Origin of the sequence: Methylophaga sp. SB9B, assembly GCF_004832235.1 — a bacterium.
Lineage (GTDB): Bacteria > Pseudomonadota > Gammaproteobacteria > Nitrosococcales > Methylophagaceae > Methylophaga > Methylophaga muralis.
The window spans coordinates 1-17,026 of record NZ_SSXS01000007.1 but is presented as its reverse complement, the minus strand read 5'-3'; the positions used below and the strand labels follow the sequence as shown (position 1 = coordinate 17,026).

General features: G+C 40.3%; 15 protein-coding genes and 1 pseudogene. 9 read left to right on the top strand and 7 right to left on the bottom strand.

The genetic code is table 11. The features are described from left to right. The first annotated feature begins 218 nt into the window (after nucleotides 1–218). The 3 genes from E8Q33_RS08765 to E8Q33_RS08755 all read left to right on the top strand — a co-directional run bounded on the left by E8Q33_RS08765 (nucleotide 219) and on the right by E8Q33_RS08755 (nucleotide 2,410). On the top strand, nucleotides 219–863 hold the full coding sequence (locus tag E8Q33_RS08765; protein ID WP_136554197.1) for a MotA/TolQ/ExbB proton channel family protein: 645 nt from the start codon (nucleotides 219–221) through the stop codon (nucleotides 861–863). A 95-nt stretch (nucleotides 864–958) separates the two neighbouring features. Further along, entirely contained in the window at nucleotides 959–1,369 is a 411-nt protein-coding gene (locus E8Q33_RS08760) for a biopolymer transporter ExbD (protein WP_136554195.1), read from the top strand. Between the two features lie 39 nt (nucleotides 1,370–1,408). After that, the gene (locus tag E8Q33_RS08755; protein ID WP_136554194.1) at nucleotides 1,409–2,410 is read left to right on the top strand and encodes a TonB family protein; all 1,002 of its coding nucleotides are present in this window, start codon (nucleotides 1,409–1,411) and stop codon (nucleotides 2,408–2,410) included. 128 nt (nucleotides 2,411–2,538) lie between these two features. Here the strand turns inward: E8Q33_RS08755 and E8Q33_RS08750 are convergent, their stop codons facing one another. Further along, nucleotides 2,539–3,531 carry an LLM class flavin-dependent oxidoreductase gene (locus tag E8Q33_RS08750; protein WP_247869989.1) on the bottom strand — a complete coding sequence of 331 codons (993 nt, stop codon included), beginning with the start codon at nucleotides 3,529–3,531 and terminating at the stop codon, nucleotides 2,539–2,541. 386 nt (nucleotides 3,532–3,917) lie between these two features. Here E8Q33_RS08750 and E8Q33_RS08745 point away from each other — a divergent pair, with 386 nt between their 5' ends. Then, on the top strand, nucleotides 3,918–5,615 hold the full coding sequence (locus tag E8Q33_RS08745; RefSeq protein WP_247869988.1) for a YdiU family protein: 1,698 nt from the start codon (nucleotides 3,918–3,920) through the stop codon (nucleotides 5,613–5,615). A gap of 854 nt (nucleotides 5,616–6,469) precedes the next feature. Here E8Q33_RS08745 and E8Q33_RS08740 read toward each other — a convergent pair. From E8Q33_RS08740 to E8Q33_RS08720, 5 genes are read right to left on the bottom strand one after another with little or no spacing between them, the layout of a single operon-like run. After that, entirely contained in the window at nucleotides 6,470–7,972 is a 1,503-nt protein-coding gene (locus E8Q33_RS08740) for a TniQ family protein (RefSeq protein WP_256369451.1), read from the bottom strand. Between the two features lie 27 nt (nucleotides 7,973–7,999). Then, on the bottom strand, nucleotides 8,000–8,965 hold the full coding sequence (locus E8Q33_RS08735) for an ATP-binding protein (protein ID WP_168800180.1): 966 nt from the start codon (nucleotides 8,963–8,965) through the stop codon (nucleotides 8,000–8,002). A 5-nt stretch (nucleotides 8,966–8,970) separates the two neighbouring features. After that, nucleotides 8,971–10,902 (bottom strand): DDE-type integrase/transposase/recombinase, encoded by a 1,932-nt coding sequence (locus E8Q33_RS08730; protein ID WP_136554186.1) that lies wholly within the window; start codon nucleotides 10,900–10,902, stop codon nucleotides 8,971–8,973. After that, a complete protein-coding gene (locus E8Q33_RS08725; protein WP_136554184.1) occupies nucleotides 10,902–11,582 on the bottom strand; it encodes a TnsA endonuclease N-terminal domain-containing protein in 681 nt (226 codons plus the stop codon). The genes E8Q33_RS08730 and E8Q33_RS08725 overlap by 1 nt, the downstream gene beginning before the upstream one ends. Then, complete coding sequence (locus E8Q33_RS08720; protein ID WP_136554183.1) at nucleotides 11,582–11,806, bottom strand: hypothetical protein; 225 nt, start codon at nucleotides 11,804–11,806, stop codon at nucleotides 11,582–11,584. Before E8Q33_RS08720 ends, E8Q33_RS08725 begins: the two co-directional genes overlap by 1 nt. A 181-nt stretch (nucleotides 11,807–11,987) precedes the next feature. On the opposite strand from E8Q33_RS08720, the gene E8Q33_RS08715 reads away from it, so the two are divergent. From E8Q33_RS08715 to E8Q33_RS08700, 4 genes are all read left to right on the top strand, one after another. Next, nucleotides 11,988–12,560, top strand: coding sequence for a restriction endonuclease subunit S (locus E8Q33_RS08715; protein ID WP_168800179.1), 573 nt, complete (start codon nucleotides 11,988–11,990; stop codon nucleotides 12,558–12,560). Continuing rightward, on the top strand, nucleotides 12,557–13,915 hold the full coding sequence (locus E8Q33_RS08710; protein ID WP_136554179.1) for an N-6 DNA methylase: 1,359 nt from the start codon (nucleotides 12,557–12,559) through the stop codon (nucleotides 13,913–13,915). Before E8Q33_RS08715 ends, E8Q33_RS08710 begins: the two co-directional genes overlap by 4 nt. Nucleotides 13,916–14,095: 180 nt before the next feature. Continuing rightward, nucleotides 14,096–14,959 carry an endonuclease gene (locus E8Q33_RS08705; RefSeq protein ID WP_211116131.1) on the top strand — a complete coding sequence of 288 codons (864 nt, stop codon included), beginning with the start codon at nucleotides 14,096–14,098 and terminating at the stop codon, nucleotides 14,957–14,959. A 68-nt stretch (nucleotides 14,960–15,027) separates the two neighbouring features. Further along, on the top strand, nucleotides 15,028–15,591 hold the full coding sequence (locus E8Q33_RS08700; protein WP_136554175.1) for a 3'-5' exonuclease: 564 nt from the start codon (nucleotides 15,028–15,030) through the stop codon (nucleotides 15,589–15,591). Between the two features lie 536 nt (nucleotides 15,592–16,127). Here the strand turns inward: E8Q33_RS08700 and E8Q33_RS08690 are convergent. After that, the gene (locus E8Q33_RS08690) at nucleotides 16,128–16,319 is read right to left on the bottom strand and encodes a carbon storage regulator (protein ID WP_136553363.1); all 192 of its coding nucleotides are present in this window, start codon (nucleotides 16,317–16,319) and stop codon (nucleotides 16,128–16,130) included. Nucleotides 16,320–16,489: 170 nt separating this feature from the next. On the opposite strand from E8Q33_RS08690, the pseudogene E8Q33_RS16750 reads away from it, so the two are divergent. Next, nucleotides 16,490–17,026: pseudogene (locus tag E8Q33_RS16750) on the top strand (DNA polymerase IV); the annotation flags it as partial.

The following is a 17,026-nucleotide window of genomic DNA, read 5'->3' as shown; positions in this document are numbered from 1 at the left end:
ATTAAGGCTAATTAAGTTCAGTTGCATACAGTTAGTAAAAAAATTTCAAAAAAATTGTCACTTTTGTCTTTTCAATTGGCATAGAAGGTAAGGGGACAGATTAACCGGGTTAATTTGAAACCTATGACTAATGAATAATCGTCGTAAATTTCCCAGCGCCGAACCTAGTTGAAGTTGATAACCACACTTTTACATTTATAACGAAGGAAAGTAATTCTATGGATTCAGTGCCAGATATAGTTGATGCGGTACTTATATTTCTCGCATTTTTATCGGTCCTGATCTGGGCTGTTGCTATCACCAAGTTTTTTGTTTTCTATCGTAATACCGGCCATGACCGTCATTTTCTAAAGTTGTTTTCGCAAATAAAACATATTGATGAATTGCCAGCGATTGTCTCGTCTACCAAAGGACGCCTATCACGCGTTTGTCAGGCTGGATTGACTGAGTTCTCGTCCTTACGAGATATGAACAATGTGTTTTTGCCAGAAGACAAACAACAAATATTAATGCATGCCCTGAAACAACAAGCCCATATTGAACAAACCCGGATGGAAAACGGCCTTTCTATTTTGGCCAGTGTCGGTTCTACCGCACCGTTTATCGGTCTATTCGGGACTGTCTGGGGCATTATGAATGCGCTTAAAGCTATATCAGCTTCAGGCTCTGCCAGTCTGGATGTGGTGGCTGGGCCGATTGGTGAAGCGTTGATTGCCACTGCGGTTGGTATTGCTACCGCGGTGCCTGCAGTACTCGCTTATAACTATTTTCTTCGTAAAGTGCGTCTTTCTGTCGCTACCATGGATAACTTTGCCTCAGCCTTTCAGTTATTAGTATTGAAATCAAAAGGTCAATATGACTAGGGGAGTTGAACCGAAAATTCAGACAGCAGTATTAATTAATAATCAAAACTGGACTGCGTTACAACGCCAGTCTTAACTTTGTAAGGAAACCTGCTATGGCAATGAATATGGGTAGTGATGACAATATGATGAGTGAAATCAACGTGACGCCTTTGGTCGACGTTATGTTGGTATTGCTGACTATCTTTATCGTCACCGCGCCGTTATTAACCAATGCCGTACCGGTTAATCTTCCCAAAGCCACTTCTGATCTCTCACTGACTCAGCCAAATACCATAGGTATTAGTGTGACTGATGATGGTACGGTCTATTTTACCGATGAGGCGGTTTCTCAGGAGGATCTGGACCAGAGATTAATGCAGATAGCAGAGAATGCAGACAGCACGGTTGAGATTTTTGCCGATGAAAAAGCCGAATATGGCAACGTGGCCAAAGTCATGGCAGCCATCCAACGGGCTGGCATTACAAAATTCACTTTTGTGATGCAACCAGAGATGATTAATTAACCATGGTTGATTGGCTGAATAGCTTTGTGAACAACTGATATGACCACTCTGGTTCCAGATTTTTCATCAGCCCAAGCCGTTGGCTCTGAGCGAATGATGCCTGGGTTTTTACTGGCATTATTAATTCATATTGGTTTAATCATATTATTTTTACCGGTCATGGAATATTCACCTCCGGCAGCGCCTATGCGAATTGCCGTGCAAGTGACGCAGTTACAAGAGAAAGTCGAACCGGTTATCGATGAGCCTGAAATCATCGAACCTGAACCGATTATTGAACCTGTTGAGCTGATCAAACCCCCGATCATTGATAAACAGATCCTTATCGCCAAAGATGATACGCCGCCAGAACCTGAAGAATTGCTTGTGCTGGAGCCGATACCCGAAGAAAAGATTATTGAAGAAGTAAAACCGATAGAGCCACCACCTAAGCCCGAGCCGGTAAAACCTGAACCCAAAAAAGTCGAAAAACCGAAACCAAAGGTTGAGCCCAAACCGGAAAAACCGAAAGTTGTTGAGAAACCAAAACAAGAAGAACCTGTAGCTGAAACGATAGTGGCTGAGGTTGTTGAACCTGTTACAACATTAACGAAGGATTCGATAAACGAGGCTGCAACAGAAATATCACCATTGCCGTCATCCACTGTAAATTCAAACAATGCCTCATCAACCAGTACAGCAGCCAATGCGACTGGCGATAACCCGAATGAGGCCACCAAGGGCGGTGCAGATGAAGTCGATCGTAATGAAGCCTGGAAAGGTTATGGTCAATTGCTCTATGCGATGGTTTCGAAAAATAAACAGTATCCCCAACAAGCCATTCGTCGACATCTGGAAGGTATTGTTATGGTCAGTGTGCGTTTTGAAAAAGGCGAAATGGTCGAAATTAATGTATTGGGACAGGGCAGTGGCCATACAGTATTGGACAAGGCCGCCAGAGAAATGCTGGAAAATGCCGTTAAAGAAATGCCAGTCCGGGGAAACCTGTCGAATAAATCATTTACCGTCGTTGTACCAGTAGATTTTAAATTAACGGGCTGAACTTGTTTGAAACAGAATTTCGCTGTGAATCATAAATTCAGAATTTAAATTCTTGTGGGGTTTGTGTGGTAAAAACGCTCAGATTTTAAATTTTGGACCATTAGGAAAAGTGAACGAGTATTAGGCTTTCAAACCATTGCCTGCGCTGTAATTTCGATAGAACGTTGACGCTTTGCGGTATCAAAGATGTCTGAGACGATCATTAGTTCGTCAGCTTCCGTTTTATCAATAAGTTTTTGTAAACCGCTTTGAACAGTCTCATGGCTACCAATGACACTGCAATCCAGCATCTGTCCTGCTTGGGCCTTTTCCTGCGGCGACCAGTAGGTTTCTATATCCTCAATTGGCGGCTGCATCAAGCCACGAGTACCGCGAAAGAGGTCAGTAAAGGACATCTGCTGTGATGTTGCAAGGTAGCGAGCTTCCTCGTCAGTATCAGCCGCGATCACATTGACTCCGACCATTGCGTATGGCTTATCCAGCTGTGCCGAAGGTTTAAAATTCATCCGATAGACCTTAAGCGCCTGATGGAGTGCTTGCGGAGCAAAATGAGAGGCGAAACCATAAGGCAAACCCAGGCTCGCTGCCAGTTGTGCACCAAATAGGCTGGATCCCAATATCCAAATAGGCACATTGCTCCCTGAACCGGGGACAGCCTCAATTCGTTGGTTGGCTCCCTTGGGTGCAAGAAAAGCCTGTAATTCCTGCACATCCTGCGGGAAATTGTCAGCGTTGGCTGGATCTCGACGCAAGGCACGTAAGGTCATTTGGTCGGTCCCTGGAGCGCGGCCCAACCCAAGATCGATACGGCCGGGGAACAATGCTTCCAATGTCCCGAACTGTTCAGCAATCACATAGGGCGCGTGGTTTGGCAGCATGATGCCACCGGCACCAACGCGAATGCTGCTAGTCCCCGCAGCGATATGGCCAATGACGACTGAGGTAGCTGCAGTTGTAACACCAGGCATATTATGATGCTCCGCTACCCATATGCGTTTGTATCCCAGACGTTCAGCCTGCTGCGCATATGTCCGGGCATCATTGAGAGCAGTTCGGCGATCAAAGCCTTGGCGTACACGGCCAAGTTCCAGAATAGATAGGGGGATCATAGGTAATTTCAACTCATTTTGTTTTGTTGATACTTACTACGGTAACATTTGGGATCAAGTTTGTAAGACAATCCATAAAACAGTCATCTAACTATTAGATAGCAATGATTTGCAAAAACATTGCACTCTGACGGTGTTTGATAATTGATTACCAGACTGGAAAATTTCTATTGTTTGGATCGGCAAGGAAAGTTAAGTATCAATATATAAGGCGGCTGTCAGAGATCTGAATCCTTCCAAGTGGAACTGAAACAGTGAGCCTAAGTTATACTCATATTTCTTGCGCCGTAATCGAGCAAACATCCATTGCAATTGAACACGCTTCAGGGAAGCCACATTTTTATTCCCGCCTCATCTGGAAACCTATGATTAACCGACCACCCCAGCAAACAGAATCTATGGAAACCATCTCCAATCTCGACAATCTTGCAAGGTTGGCAAGCTACTCGTTTATGGACACGCTCAATGCTGATCCTGACGCGACATCCAACGGAGTCGATCACTATCCACGACAAGTCTTCTCAGGCCACTATGTCCCGGTCAATCCTACGCCACTCGAAAATCCCGAGTACGTCACGCACAGTAAAAACCTGTTTCGCGAACTGGGCTTCGCCGATAGCATGGCTCAGTCAGCCGATTTCATCCGCGTGTTCTCCGGCGACCTGAAAAATGTTCCGGAACCGATGCGTAAGCTTGGGTGGGCGACTGGCTATGCACTCTCTATCTATGGCACTGAATACAAACAGCAATGTCCGTTTCAGACTGGCAACGGATACGGCGACGGTCGGGCTATTTCGGTGCTAGAGACCGTGATTAATGGTCATCGCTGGGAAATGCAGCTAAAAGGTGGAGGCCGAACACCATATTGCCGCGGCGCAGATGGACGTGCTGTTTTGCGATCAAGTGTTCGAGAGTTTCTGGCACAGGAGCATATGCACGCGCTCGGGCTTCCAACATCACGGTCTCTGAGTCTGTATGTGTCGAAAACCGAGAAAGTAAAGCGTCCGTGGTACTCAGAAGGCTCACGCTCAAAGGATCCAGATATGGTTATATTTGAGCCAGCAGCCATCTCAACGCGGGTCGCACCGTCTTTCATTCGGGTTGGACAAATCGAGCTTTTCGGTCGTCGTGCCCGTAATAACGATCATCCACAAGTAATGGAAGAGCTGGAGCAGATAGTCTTTCACCTTATTGATCGTGAGTATGGAGACGTCATTGACCAAAGCCCGAGCACTCCAGAAAAAGTATTGATGCTTGCCCGCGAGTTCCGCAGCCGACTGACATCACTAGTTGCCGATTGGATCCGTGTCGGCTATTGCCAGGGGAATTTCAACAGCGACAATTGTGCTGCAGGTGGATTCACTCTCGACTATGGCCCATTTGGATTCTGCGAACTATTTGATCCTTACTACCAGTCATGGACGGGGGGAGGTCAACATTTCGCATTTTTGAATCAACCAGTTGCAGCGGAAAAAAACTTTCAAATGTTTTGTACAGCATTACGTCCGTTGCTGACTTCAGATCAGGACTGTCTGCAACAGCTCGACGAAATTCAAAACAGCTTTGCATCCGTAATGCAGCTGCAAATGGAGAAAATGTGGGCAGCCAAACTTGGGCTAGATACTTTTAACGCAGAGCTATTTAACGAGCTGGTATCGCTGATGATGCAAACATCGGTTGATTACACCATTTTCTTTCGCGAACTATCATCAGTGCCGGACGATATTGAGCCACTCAAAAAAAGCTTTTACCAGAACCGAAACTATAATCAAGACCCCGAACGGATGAATAATCGCTGGTCAGAATGGCTCAATAAATGGAAAACGATCATTACGGTCAACACCACCGATACTCTTGATGAACTCTCTAGAAAGATGAAACTGGTGAACCCGAAATACAGTTTGCGGGAATGGTTCGTGGCACCGGCTTATCAGCAAGCGAAAGAGGGGGACTACTCTCTACTTCGAGAACTGCAAGAAATCATGACCAAGCCATACGAAGAGCAATCAAAAGAGGTTGAGGAGAAATATTACAGGCTGAAGCCACTCGAGTTTTTTGAGGTCGGCGGGCTATCGCATTACAGTTGCTCGTCTTAATTTTACGAAATAGCCAGAATCATTGACGCCACTAAGCAATCGAATATTTCGCTATTTGTCATTACTGTAATTTGAAAAGACATTTGCTGAGATATATAAAAAATTAAAAAGCAAAGCCTAATTAAAAACTCAAGGTCATCTGTGTTTTAGATTAACCCAATGAGTAACAATTTCAGAATTTAAAATGTTGTGGGGTTTGTATGGTTAAAACACTCAGATTTTAAATTCTGAACCATCTTAGAAAACAACCTTTTGTCATAACACAGATTATCGGAATATCTATCTGTACTGATTTTCGTTGTTTACCAATTGGGATAATACACGAGTCTTATAAATACAATAACATAAAAATTATTTTCCAGATCTACTACGACAAATTGTCATTTAAAGTGAGATTTTGTTCCAGAATTGCCAAATAAAGTGATATTTATAGTGACCATTTCATGAAGGGTCTAAGGCTTTTCCTTTTTTATCAAAATTTAAGCGTAAGTGTCTGTGACGTTTGTATATGGTTAAATTATCATATTAATTATAGAAGTACCATATAAGAGGATCTATCGCTGTAGATAATTTCAATTGAATTATTGATGAAGATAATTCTTTTTGCAATATTGGAGGGGGGGGGGATGAAGGAGTCAACAAAGATATATTATCTGTTATAAAGATAATATATCGATTTTAGTTTTAACGTTTAATTGATTAATTGATTAATTGATTAATATATAAGGTTAATGTGTATTATAATTAATAATAAAAATATTTATTATTAATGAAATAAGTTTTTTCAAAAAATTATTTAGTAGGGCAACATAATTTTTTTGGTCAAAAATACATCTTCATTTACGTGATATTCGTTATGCTGCATAACGCTCAGGTTTGCTATCCAAAGGGTAGGAAACATTAACTGTAACAGTCGGTATGTCATCAATTGAAAGCTGATTAATCCTACCCAAATTACTCTTTTTCTGAACAGTCCCTTTGAGAATCCAGAAGAGCTTACGAGCATTTTCTGGTATTAGATATTTACGAGTTCCTTCAGTTAATCCAGCATTAAAATGCTCAATATTGCTATTGGCTTTAATTAGACCTCTAATGACATTTGGATGAAAGCCTGTGAAAAGAGAGAAGTCTTCGATACTTACGAGTACTTCTTCATTGGTTCGCATTTTGGTCGGTAGGGGCGGAGGGATAATACGTGCTGAAAGCAAAGGTTTATACCAATCGAATTCGCTCAACTTTATCTCACCGGCTAACACCTTCTCTATCACCTGCGTTAGTGTAAAGCGATGACGTGAATCCTTAACTAGTTCAGCAATACTGACTGAATTTCTAGATTTATAAATTTCAAGGTTACCTAGTTCCATAAGCAAACTATGAATGGACCGTTTGCTAATTCGAAATTCGGTATTCGGCTTAGGTTTAATACCCTCAAGCAAACTATTTTGTCTCAAGTTTTTCACTTGATTCCTACTGATACCAAATGCTGCAGCAGCAGCGTCATAATCTAATAGATCATCTAAATCGTAATCATGCGCTAACGCATCAAAGCTTTGATGCTTTGTGATGATTTCCTTTGCAATTTCAGCTGCTTTTCTGACATTGAGGTTCTCAGAATTTTTGAAATCGACAAAGGTTAAACGTGGATGAAAGTTTATCTCCTTATTTTTAATAATTTCATCAGCTAAGGCTTTACCAAGCTTAGATGGTGATTGAAGCCCCAATTCAAGCAACTTTGCTAGATGCTCTAAATCATCTTCAGTTATGTATTGAGTTAGTACCTGACGCAACTCCAAATAATCAATATAAGCTTGCTCATTGCCTGTTTCAAAAATTTTCGTCAGAATAGTTGTGCTCTCGCATACCATAGTTTGTATTGGTACGGTTACTAAAGATGCACCACAATCACATTTAAAAAGATGCTTACGGTCCCAGAAAATAGCACTCTGACAAACATGACATGTCTCCACTAACTTGATTTCATGCTTGGTACAAGCTTTGACTAAAACGTGATCCCACACTCTCAAAAAATACCCTTTTTCCTCAAGGCACTCCGGACAATAGTGGGATGTTTTTCGAATTGAGAATCTGTGAACTGAAACACCACAAAAAAGGTAATGATCAGAAGCGTTTTTTATTTGCTTAGGAAGAGCAGCGTGTTCTTCTGGAATATTAATACCAAGAAGTGTGCATGCTTTTATTATCTCTTTTTCACTACGGATTACTGATTCAGTTTTTTTTGAATGATGGCTATCTACCAACTTTGCCAGACTATGAAGTAATTTACGTGGACTTTGATAACCATTATGAAATGACGCCCTCAGCAGGATACTGCCGGCTGATTCATCAGCTAGAGGGATAGCGTTGCCAATAATTTATGTCTCAACTTACTTGCTTACCGATGTGATAGGGGATCTATGTAACTGGTAAGCATCTTCAATCTTCATCTTGAATGGATTATGGTTACCAATCAATAAATCAATATTTTTAGAAAAATTAAACCCCGTTGCTAGATGGTTAATGGTTACTTCAATACTACCTTCACGTATGGCAGCCTTAGCAGCATTTTTAAATAATTCTGCTATATTGCTGGGGTAACCATTAGTTGCCAGGAAAATTCTTAAAAAATCACTATTTTTTTCAAAACCATAGAATGATTTGAATCCAAGTTTCTTTTTGTAAACATCCACCAAGCTAGTTACATAGTTATAAAACTGATTCGATGGCTGGTCATAGGCATAATCAAGTTTACCAATGTAGAGCTTTAGAATACGTCTAACATCTTCATCGTTAGTTTCAATTAATGATTCAACCCCTGGCGTTCCCATTAATAAAATTGGTATCCCGGTAGCATTGATTAATGCCTTGACCCAACCCAGCACCTCTTTACGGTTCTTGTCAGTTAATAACTCATGAAATTCATCAAAAATTATGAGGTTTGTACGGGCAGACTTTAATTGACGTTTAAGACGTTCTGTGAGGCCAGTCTTTTCATTGATGTTTTTGGCTGAATGGTCACCTAGTTGGGCTAGCATAACCTTTGCAAGTCCATTTACAGACTTTCCTTGGATACTTGTGAAAAGAATAGGATGAGTTTGTATCTCAAGATCCTGATCAATAATCACTTTCTTGGGAAATTCTTTCATAAGTATTTTGCTCAAGGTGGTTTTGCCTGTTCCAGCATTTCCGGTCAAGCAAATGCTATCTGGTGAAATTATCTTTCCCTCCCCAAGAAGTATTTCTGTAATATTAATCGTCTCTTTAAGAACCTCATAAATCTGACGTAATTCGTCATGCATAATTACGATTTCATGAATTTTCTGTGCCTCGGCAAGCTTGAGTGATTGATTCATTGTCATCAATCCTCGCCCAAGTCTAATACAGCCATGTTTGTCCTCTCATTGGGTTCACCCATGAATGGTTCATCATTGAACGCAACATCATGAGTAAGCATGGGATCAAAATTATTGTCTTCAAGAAGATGTTTACCGACTTCAAAACTTTCAGCTTTCCTTTTATTAATTTCGCTAACCTTACTGGCATTTCTTCGTTTTTTCTTTTTATCAGAATTAGCAAAGCTTCTCGTAAGATCCCAAAGTCTTTTTCTCGCCTCTGCTTCAGTCAGAGAGTCCATTAATTGACCTTCTGATTCATTCTTTGACCGTAAGAGTTCATATTCATATAGGCTCAGGTTATTGAAGAGATCTGGTCTGATAGTTACTGCAGTTATATATCCATCATCAAAAGGATTTTTTACAAGCACCGTTCCAAGATCTAAAACATCTATAAAAACATCAACTTTCATTTTATTACCTTTCATTTTGATCTTTTCTTCGATTGTTTTTAGAGCATGTGAGTACCACTGTGTATTAAATGCAGTAACCCGACCCTTGTTAACTGAGCATTGTTTAGTGATTCTGGCATAGTTATTCAATTGTTCTGATGGTATCTGACCGACCTGACGTCGATTAAGCATGCGTCTCATAACATTGCTTGGAGTATCTTCTAGGCCACGATGCCAGCGGTTATGATAGACGTCTAGAAATTCATCAATAGCACTCTTCAATTGACCGAGCGTTACTATTGCATTTGCTTCAGAGTCATAGCCACCGCGTGACTTAGGATTTGAGAAAGTCGTTCCTGGCAGTCGGTGAAATAAATCCGTATTGATCGTTCTAAAAAATCGCTCAACAAATGGTTTGAAATTTGGACTGTAAGGTGGTGCATATTCAATTGTAGTGCCTGTTTCGTTCAGTAAATTTTTAACAGACGCAGAAATATAATCAGAGCCGTTATCGACAATCAGTTTTTCAATTAACCCACCAGGTAAATCATTCTCTTTGTTGTAAGCTTTCTTCAGGGCGCTTAAGAGGGTGTTAGCAGAAAAATCAAAAAAGCTCAACTCATAAGACAAAATATGTCGCGAGCATCTATCAATCAAAACTGTAAGAAGAGGCCTTCCGATAACTTCTCCTGTCTCTTCATCAATCACAATAATATCCATGCGGTTACCATCAGCTTCTACATTTTCGAATACCCGAAGTACATTGAAAGACTTACCCGCTGCAATTAGCTTTTTCTTGGCTGCGTTAGGTCCTAACTCCTGCATCAGTAGAAACATCGGATCAGTTTCTGTAATACGTCTTTGAAGTGTTCGTATAGATGGGATTTTTACTTTGCCATGAAGACCTTTTTCTATAATAATTTCGTCTAGTTTGCCTTGAATATGATGTGCAATATCAATTACAGTGTCTCTAGTATCACTAAGATAGTGCTCATCACATAATTCACTAATTTCTTTTTCAAGCCAGTCTTCAAACATAGACATTTTTGGTTTACGCTTGATGGGAGGACATAAAGACATAATATCTCGTTGGCTCTCTATAAAAGCTTTAATCCATCTGCAAACGGTAGAATGAGCCGGCGGTTTTTCCCCAAGTGTTTTTGCTACTTCTTGAATGACTTTTTGTGGACCATTAGTAGCCCGCGAACTGTATGTGTAGTGATTACTTAAAACCGTTTCGACATAAGCGAGTCTTTTGGTAAGCGTCTTTTTATGAGACTCAGGCAACTCGCCTACACCGAAGCGAAATTCTTCGGCTTTAGCAGAAACGATTTTGATATTATTCTGTTCAATGTATTCTTCCATTTCCTCAGGTGTTTTTACGAACATCTGTCCACCACGGCAACGAACAACTCGTATAACGCTTAAATTCGCACTGGCAATTTCAAATTCGGCACCTTTCAGAACAAATCGATCGCCAACATTAAAAGTATGAGTCATTAGCATTACTTGACCTCCAGCAGCGATTCGGTGTTCAACTTGTAACGTTCATCGTATGTAAACCAACATTCGAAGAGCAAATGTTCAACCAATTGAAAGGGTAAATTTTTGCTTTTTAAAAGTGAGTAACAATCAAATATTGATGCTTTAAAACCCCGCTGAAATAGTACTCGGGCTTCATTCATCTCCCATGCCGTCACAGGAAGCTTTAAGTTTGCGTAAACAAACTCCCGATCTAAATGTGTGTGCTCTAAACTGATATTTTCATCCGTTCGAATTTCATGCTGAAAGCCCTCATGATTGAAAAAGGTATATGCTCGGTCCATAAGATCCATTACATTTTCGCTATCAAGATGAGCGGCTGGCTTAACCTCACGAAAGGTTATTCGTCCATCGGTATGAATTACCATTGCGTCTGGTGTGTATCTACCCCCATCCTTAAACTTTATTGTTAATGGTTGTAGAAAATAGGACTTAATATCATTCTCGAACTCCATCATCAGGGCATGAGCCGCTTCAAGCCTGCTTTCACAAGGCATTAGGTGTTTGCCATTCTTGATACTCCAAAAAAATGATATACATTTTCCTGTTGCACCTTTTTTGAAGGGACGTACTCCTTGAATGACACCTAATTTAGCTCTCTGATTTGATAATAATTCTTTGATCTGTGATTTAAGAAAACTCATCAAATTTCCTCCTTGAGTTCAGCGGTATTCAATCCCGTGCATAAAGCATGTGCAGCCTTATGCCCACATTTACAGGGCAAAAGTGTTTTTCCATTTTTAACGCTGGGGAAACAAATAATTTTTCTACCATGCCTCCCTTTTGTGAAAACGCTGCTTCCCTGCAAAACTCCTAACCGAGGTTTTACTTCCATAGCCAGCGTAATTTTATTTTGTAACGTATACATATTAAGCTCCCAATAATAACAGCAAGTAAAACGCTGTAGCTCTCTTTGTCGTGAGCAGTTTGCTGGAATTTAGTGGCGAGTCAAGGAGGAAATGCAGCACAAAAAAACGCTGCACTGATATAATTGGCTCAAATCGCGATTATTTAAACCATTTGAAAATAAATTTAAGGCATTGATTAAATTGAATATATTGCTTAAAGATGTATTGGATATTTCGGCTGGCTATCCTTTTCGCAAGAAAGTTGAACCAGTTCACAAAGGCGTTCCAGTCATCCAATTAAAAGATGTTGATTTGCGCGAAGGACTAAATGTTAAAGACTTAACTTTGACAGAGTTACCCTATAGAGCACCCAGTGAATGGGTAGAGAACGAAGACATTTTATTTATAGCAAAAGGCAGTCAGACTTTTGCTGTCTTGGTTAAAGGACTTGAAGAACAAGCAGTCTGCACGCCGCATTTTTTTCATTTAAAAGTTAAATCAACACAGGTTTTACCTGCATATATTGTTTGGCTGCTTAACCAAGCTCCAATGCAGCAATACTTTGATCAGGTTTCAGAGGGGAAATATTCAAAGCTGATAAAAAAAAGCTCGCTCCAGAATATAAGTCTTAAATTGCCAGCACTATCTATTCAGGAACAAATTGTTAGCTTGAGTGAAGATATGCAAACACAAACAAAAGCACTTGAAGACATTCACAAACAACGTATAAATAAATTGACTAATCTGAACGAACAAGCGATGGGTGAAGAATGACCATTATTCCAGGTTTAAATAGTGAACAATCCGCTGAGACCCTTAAGCAGGTTTCTCTTAAGCACCTTGATATTGATGAAGCTGTTCTGACGGTTTTATATATAGCTCTACCACTTTTCATTCATCAAAGAATTACGCATCAATCTAAACTGTTTGAATTGGAAAGCCTTAAAGAGATATATAGCAATCAGAATGCAACTTCCCAGCGAACTCTTTTAGAGTTTATGACCAATGTTTGCTCTGATGAAATACCCGAGCTTGAATTACTTAAGCCGAAAATAGATGAGTTGTTTTCTGCTTTTAACGATACAGAAGACTTGTCTGATATTTTTTTAGCAGTTCATGATCTTTTCGTAAGCATGGAGAAAGAGGGGTTATCAATGCTGCAGATGCTGGATGTCATCTTTCAATCGTTCTATCAGAAAGATACAGACGCTTATTTTGAATATTCAGCCAATGAATTGTTGTTTAATATTATCGGTATTGAAATAAATGGAACAATAACTGCTCTCATTAATAACGCAGGGAAAATCATTTATGGATTGCTCAAAAACATAGATAAGCGTCGGCAAGGCAATACTCATAACACGATAGAACTGCAGGAAGGTAAAAACTACCATATCCTCTTGATAATCATGTTAATACTGCAGGAGGGAAGCCCTAAACGTTCTTCAATTGCTCCTATTGTATTAACTAAATCCACAAAAGCATCTAAAGCTGATCTCGTATTAATGTCGTTAAATACTGAGTTAAATCCTGAAAAGGACCTTTATAATATTGATGTTGAGCAGTTTGAGTTTGGGATCCCTCAAAAAAACCGTCCAGAATTTTTGTATATTCAACATGCTATCTCTTCCATAAAAGAAGGAGGTAATGCGTTCATCATTACACCGGTTTCCGTTTTCTATCGTACTGGGTCTGATAAAGCTATTCGCCAAAAGCTTGTTGAGGCCAATTTGATTGATACGTTGATTTTTTTACCTAAGAAATATCCCTCAAAATCATCAAGTCCCATGGCAATTCTCATTGTAAGAAAAAATCGTGTTAATTCGGATACGCTTTTCATCAACGCTGAGGCATTCGGTATTGGGAACAAACAGATAGACCATGATGCTATACGTGAAGTAATGAGCTCACGTGAAACGATTGCCCAAAAAAGCTATTCTGCAAGTCATGATGAAATCGTTAAGAATGATTTTAATTTAAACTTGAAACATTATATTCAACCCGAAAATAAGGATGTCATCGAGCCAGAGGATAATCGTGATACTTCAGAATTAATCGCTGAGTTTATCGAGAGAGAACGACTCATCGAAGAAAAATATCAATCGATATTAAAAGCACTCAAGGGATAGTGACCTTTTCCTTTATTTAAATATTCATGTATGGAGTAGTCATAAGGGAGTGGATATGCATAACCGTAAATCACTGAGCAGGCAAAAATTATATGACCTGGTGTGGACCACTACATGTTAAACATATACCGCTATATTATTCTGTTAATCATCATTATTGTCTCCGGCTCGGTCTGGGCCTTGCCAACAACTTTCGAGCAAGCAAAAGTAACTGCTAGAGAACAGATTTATTTTGATCGAAATGATACTGGTTCGACATATTGTTCCTGCCAATGGAAATGGGTAGGGCGGTCGGGTGGTCGAGTCGACTTTAAATCTTGTGGTTATAAAGTTAGAGCAGAAGGACAGCGTAATCGGGCGCAGCGTATTGAATGGGAACATATCGTTCCTGCCTCAAACTTTGGCCGTGCAAGGCAATGTTGGCAAAAAGGTGGTCGCTCGAACTGTAAGCAAACCGATCCAGTATTCAATTTGATGGAAGCTGATTTACATAATCTCACACCAACAGTGGGTGAGCTTAATTCAGACAGACAGAACTTCAACTATGGGGTCTTACCAGCGACATCTAAACGACATGGAGCTTGTGACTTCAAAGTTGATTTTAAAATAAGAGAGGTTGAGCCCCGAGATGAAATTAAAGGGTTCTTGGCAAGAGTATATTTTTACATGCATGACCGATACAGCATGAATATGTCTCAGCAACAACAACGCTTATTGATGTCCTGGCATAACGCTCATCCGGTTTCAACGTGGGAATTGGAAAGGGACCGCCGTATTTCATTTATAACGGGCCATTCAAATCCATTTGTGACTGGCGAAAAGAATTGGAAGATTGGACAGAAAAGCACAGGAAAAATTGAAATCAATGCCGATAAAGCACCAGTGCTCCAAAAGATAATTAGGGGCAACCGTAACAGTAAAGTTTTTCATTTACCCCATGGCTGTCCATCATATGACAAAGTCAGCCCCAAAAATATTGTCGAATTTGTTTCCGAAACCGAAGCACATGATGCAGGATATAAAAAAGCAGGTAACTGTAATTAGGATAATGCTTGAAATGTTTTCGCTTAAACTATCTGCTTGGAATAGTAAAAATTAGGGCTGTAAACCACATGATGTTAGTCGTCGATCTGGAAGCAACTTGTTGGGAAGATAAGGTGGATGGAACCGATCGCCGGCAGACGGTAGATGATATGGAAGTGATTGAATTTGGTTGTGTCGTCTGTGAAATAAATGGAACGGTTATCGATTCAAGATCTTTTTTTGCACGTCCCAAGTTACATTCTGTTTTAACTGAATTCTGTACGAAGCTAACGTCTATCAAGCAGTCAGATGTTGATAATGCCCCACATTATGTAGATGTCACCAAAACACTAAACGAATGGCTTGGACAATACGAATTATCACAATGGGTGTCATGGGGAAACTATGATAAGAATCAACTTTTAAAAGAGTATGAGAGACATGGCGTATGTCCCAGCTTTCTTGATTTACCTCATGAAAATTTAAAAAAGCGGTGGAGTAAAGGTAAAAAAGCTTTTCGTAACGCAGGCCCTAAAGTTGCCTTGGAATATCATGGCCTGGAATTTGAAGGCAAATATCACCGTGCAATTGATGATGCATTAAATATCGCACGACTCTTACCATTTATTTATAACGAGACCGTGGAAAGATAATTTGTTGCTACAGAAATGGTTTTTTTATTAATTACATTAGTTCACGAAAGTATTGTAAAAATTCAAATAGATTGTTAATTTACGATCGTGTTCCGTAATAACGAGCACGTTTTGCCAGTTGGATGATCCACTGGTTCCTTAGTTTCTGCTGAGCAGGGCGAGGTAACCAATAATTGTGGAGAACTTCATGGCAAAAAACCGACCTTCCCTCCGTGCTCCTCGCACTAAAGCTTTCAAAAAACAACATGGCCGTTGCTACTACTGTGATCTACCCATGTGGATCTCAGATCCAAAGATCTTTTCTCAGCGTTATAAATTAACTTTAAAACAAGCTGAACAGTTCAAATGTACAGGTGAGCACCTCACTGCATTTCACGCCGGAGCGCTTCTAATCAATCCAATATTGTCGCGGCTTGTCATTACTGCAATGCTAAAAGGCACGCTCGTAAAGAGGAACTATCACCCAAGACATACAAAAAGAAAGTGCAGAAGCGCGTGCGAGCAGGAAAATGGAATGCAGGGCTTCTGTTAAGCGCTCACTGATTCCCTGAGAGTTTTTCCTGAATTCTTAAATAGATTTCTTCCCGATTCACTGCCACCTCTCTGGGGGCAGTGATTCCTATTCGAACCTGGCTTTTTTTCCCATAACCAGATACGCCTAACACTTCAATCATGACTCCTTGTCCAATATAAAGTTTTTGGCCAACCTGTCTCTTTAAAATCAACATCCTTGTCTCCTTATTTTTCCGCTATTGCGAGCTTACAAAAATTATTGGCTGATCTCACATGGCTTCATAGAGTCTTTTACAAAATTCTTATTGATCCAATCACAATGGTTCTCTATATTTTCTCTTCTCTGTATTTTCTCTTTTGGCCATAAATTTAATTGAAGGTGATTATGCCTGCTGTAAGTGATGAATTCTGGGACAGGGTTATTATATTGGTCGATATGAACTGCTTCTTCGCCCAGATAGAGCAACAAGATAATCCGTTTTGGCGCAACAGGCCTGTGGCCATTACGAATGGAAAATTAGGTAGCACGATTATCACATCTTCATATGAAGCCCGGGCGTATGGAGTAAAGACGGGCATGCGTCTGAAAGAGGCGAGAGGACTCTGTCCCGAGCTTATCCAGGCTCCGAGCCGACACATCGATATGTGGAAAAATCTACTCAAATTATGCAAGCGCTAGAAAAAGTAACCCCCGACCTTGAAATATATTCCGTCGATGAAGCTTTTCTGGATGTTACCCATTGTCAGAGCCTTTTAGGAAATCCGGAAACCATCGCGAGACTAGTAAAAAAAACCGTGAGCGATGCTTCTGGCCTGACGTGTAGTGTTGGTGTGAGTGGTGACAAAACTACTGCCAAGTTTGCAGCCAAATTGAATAAGCCAGATGGTTTAACTGTTATCAAGCCTTGGGAAGCTGAAGCTA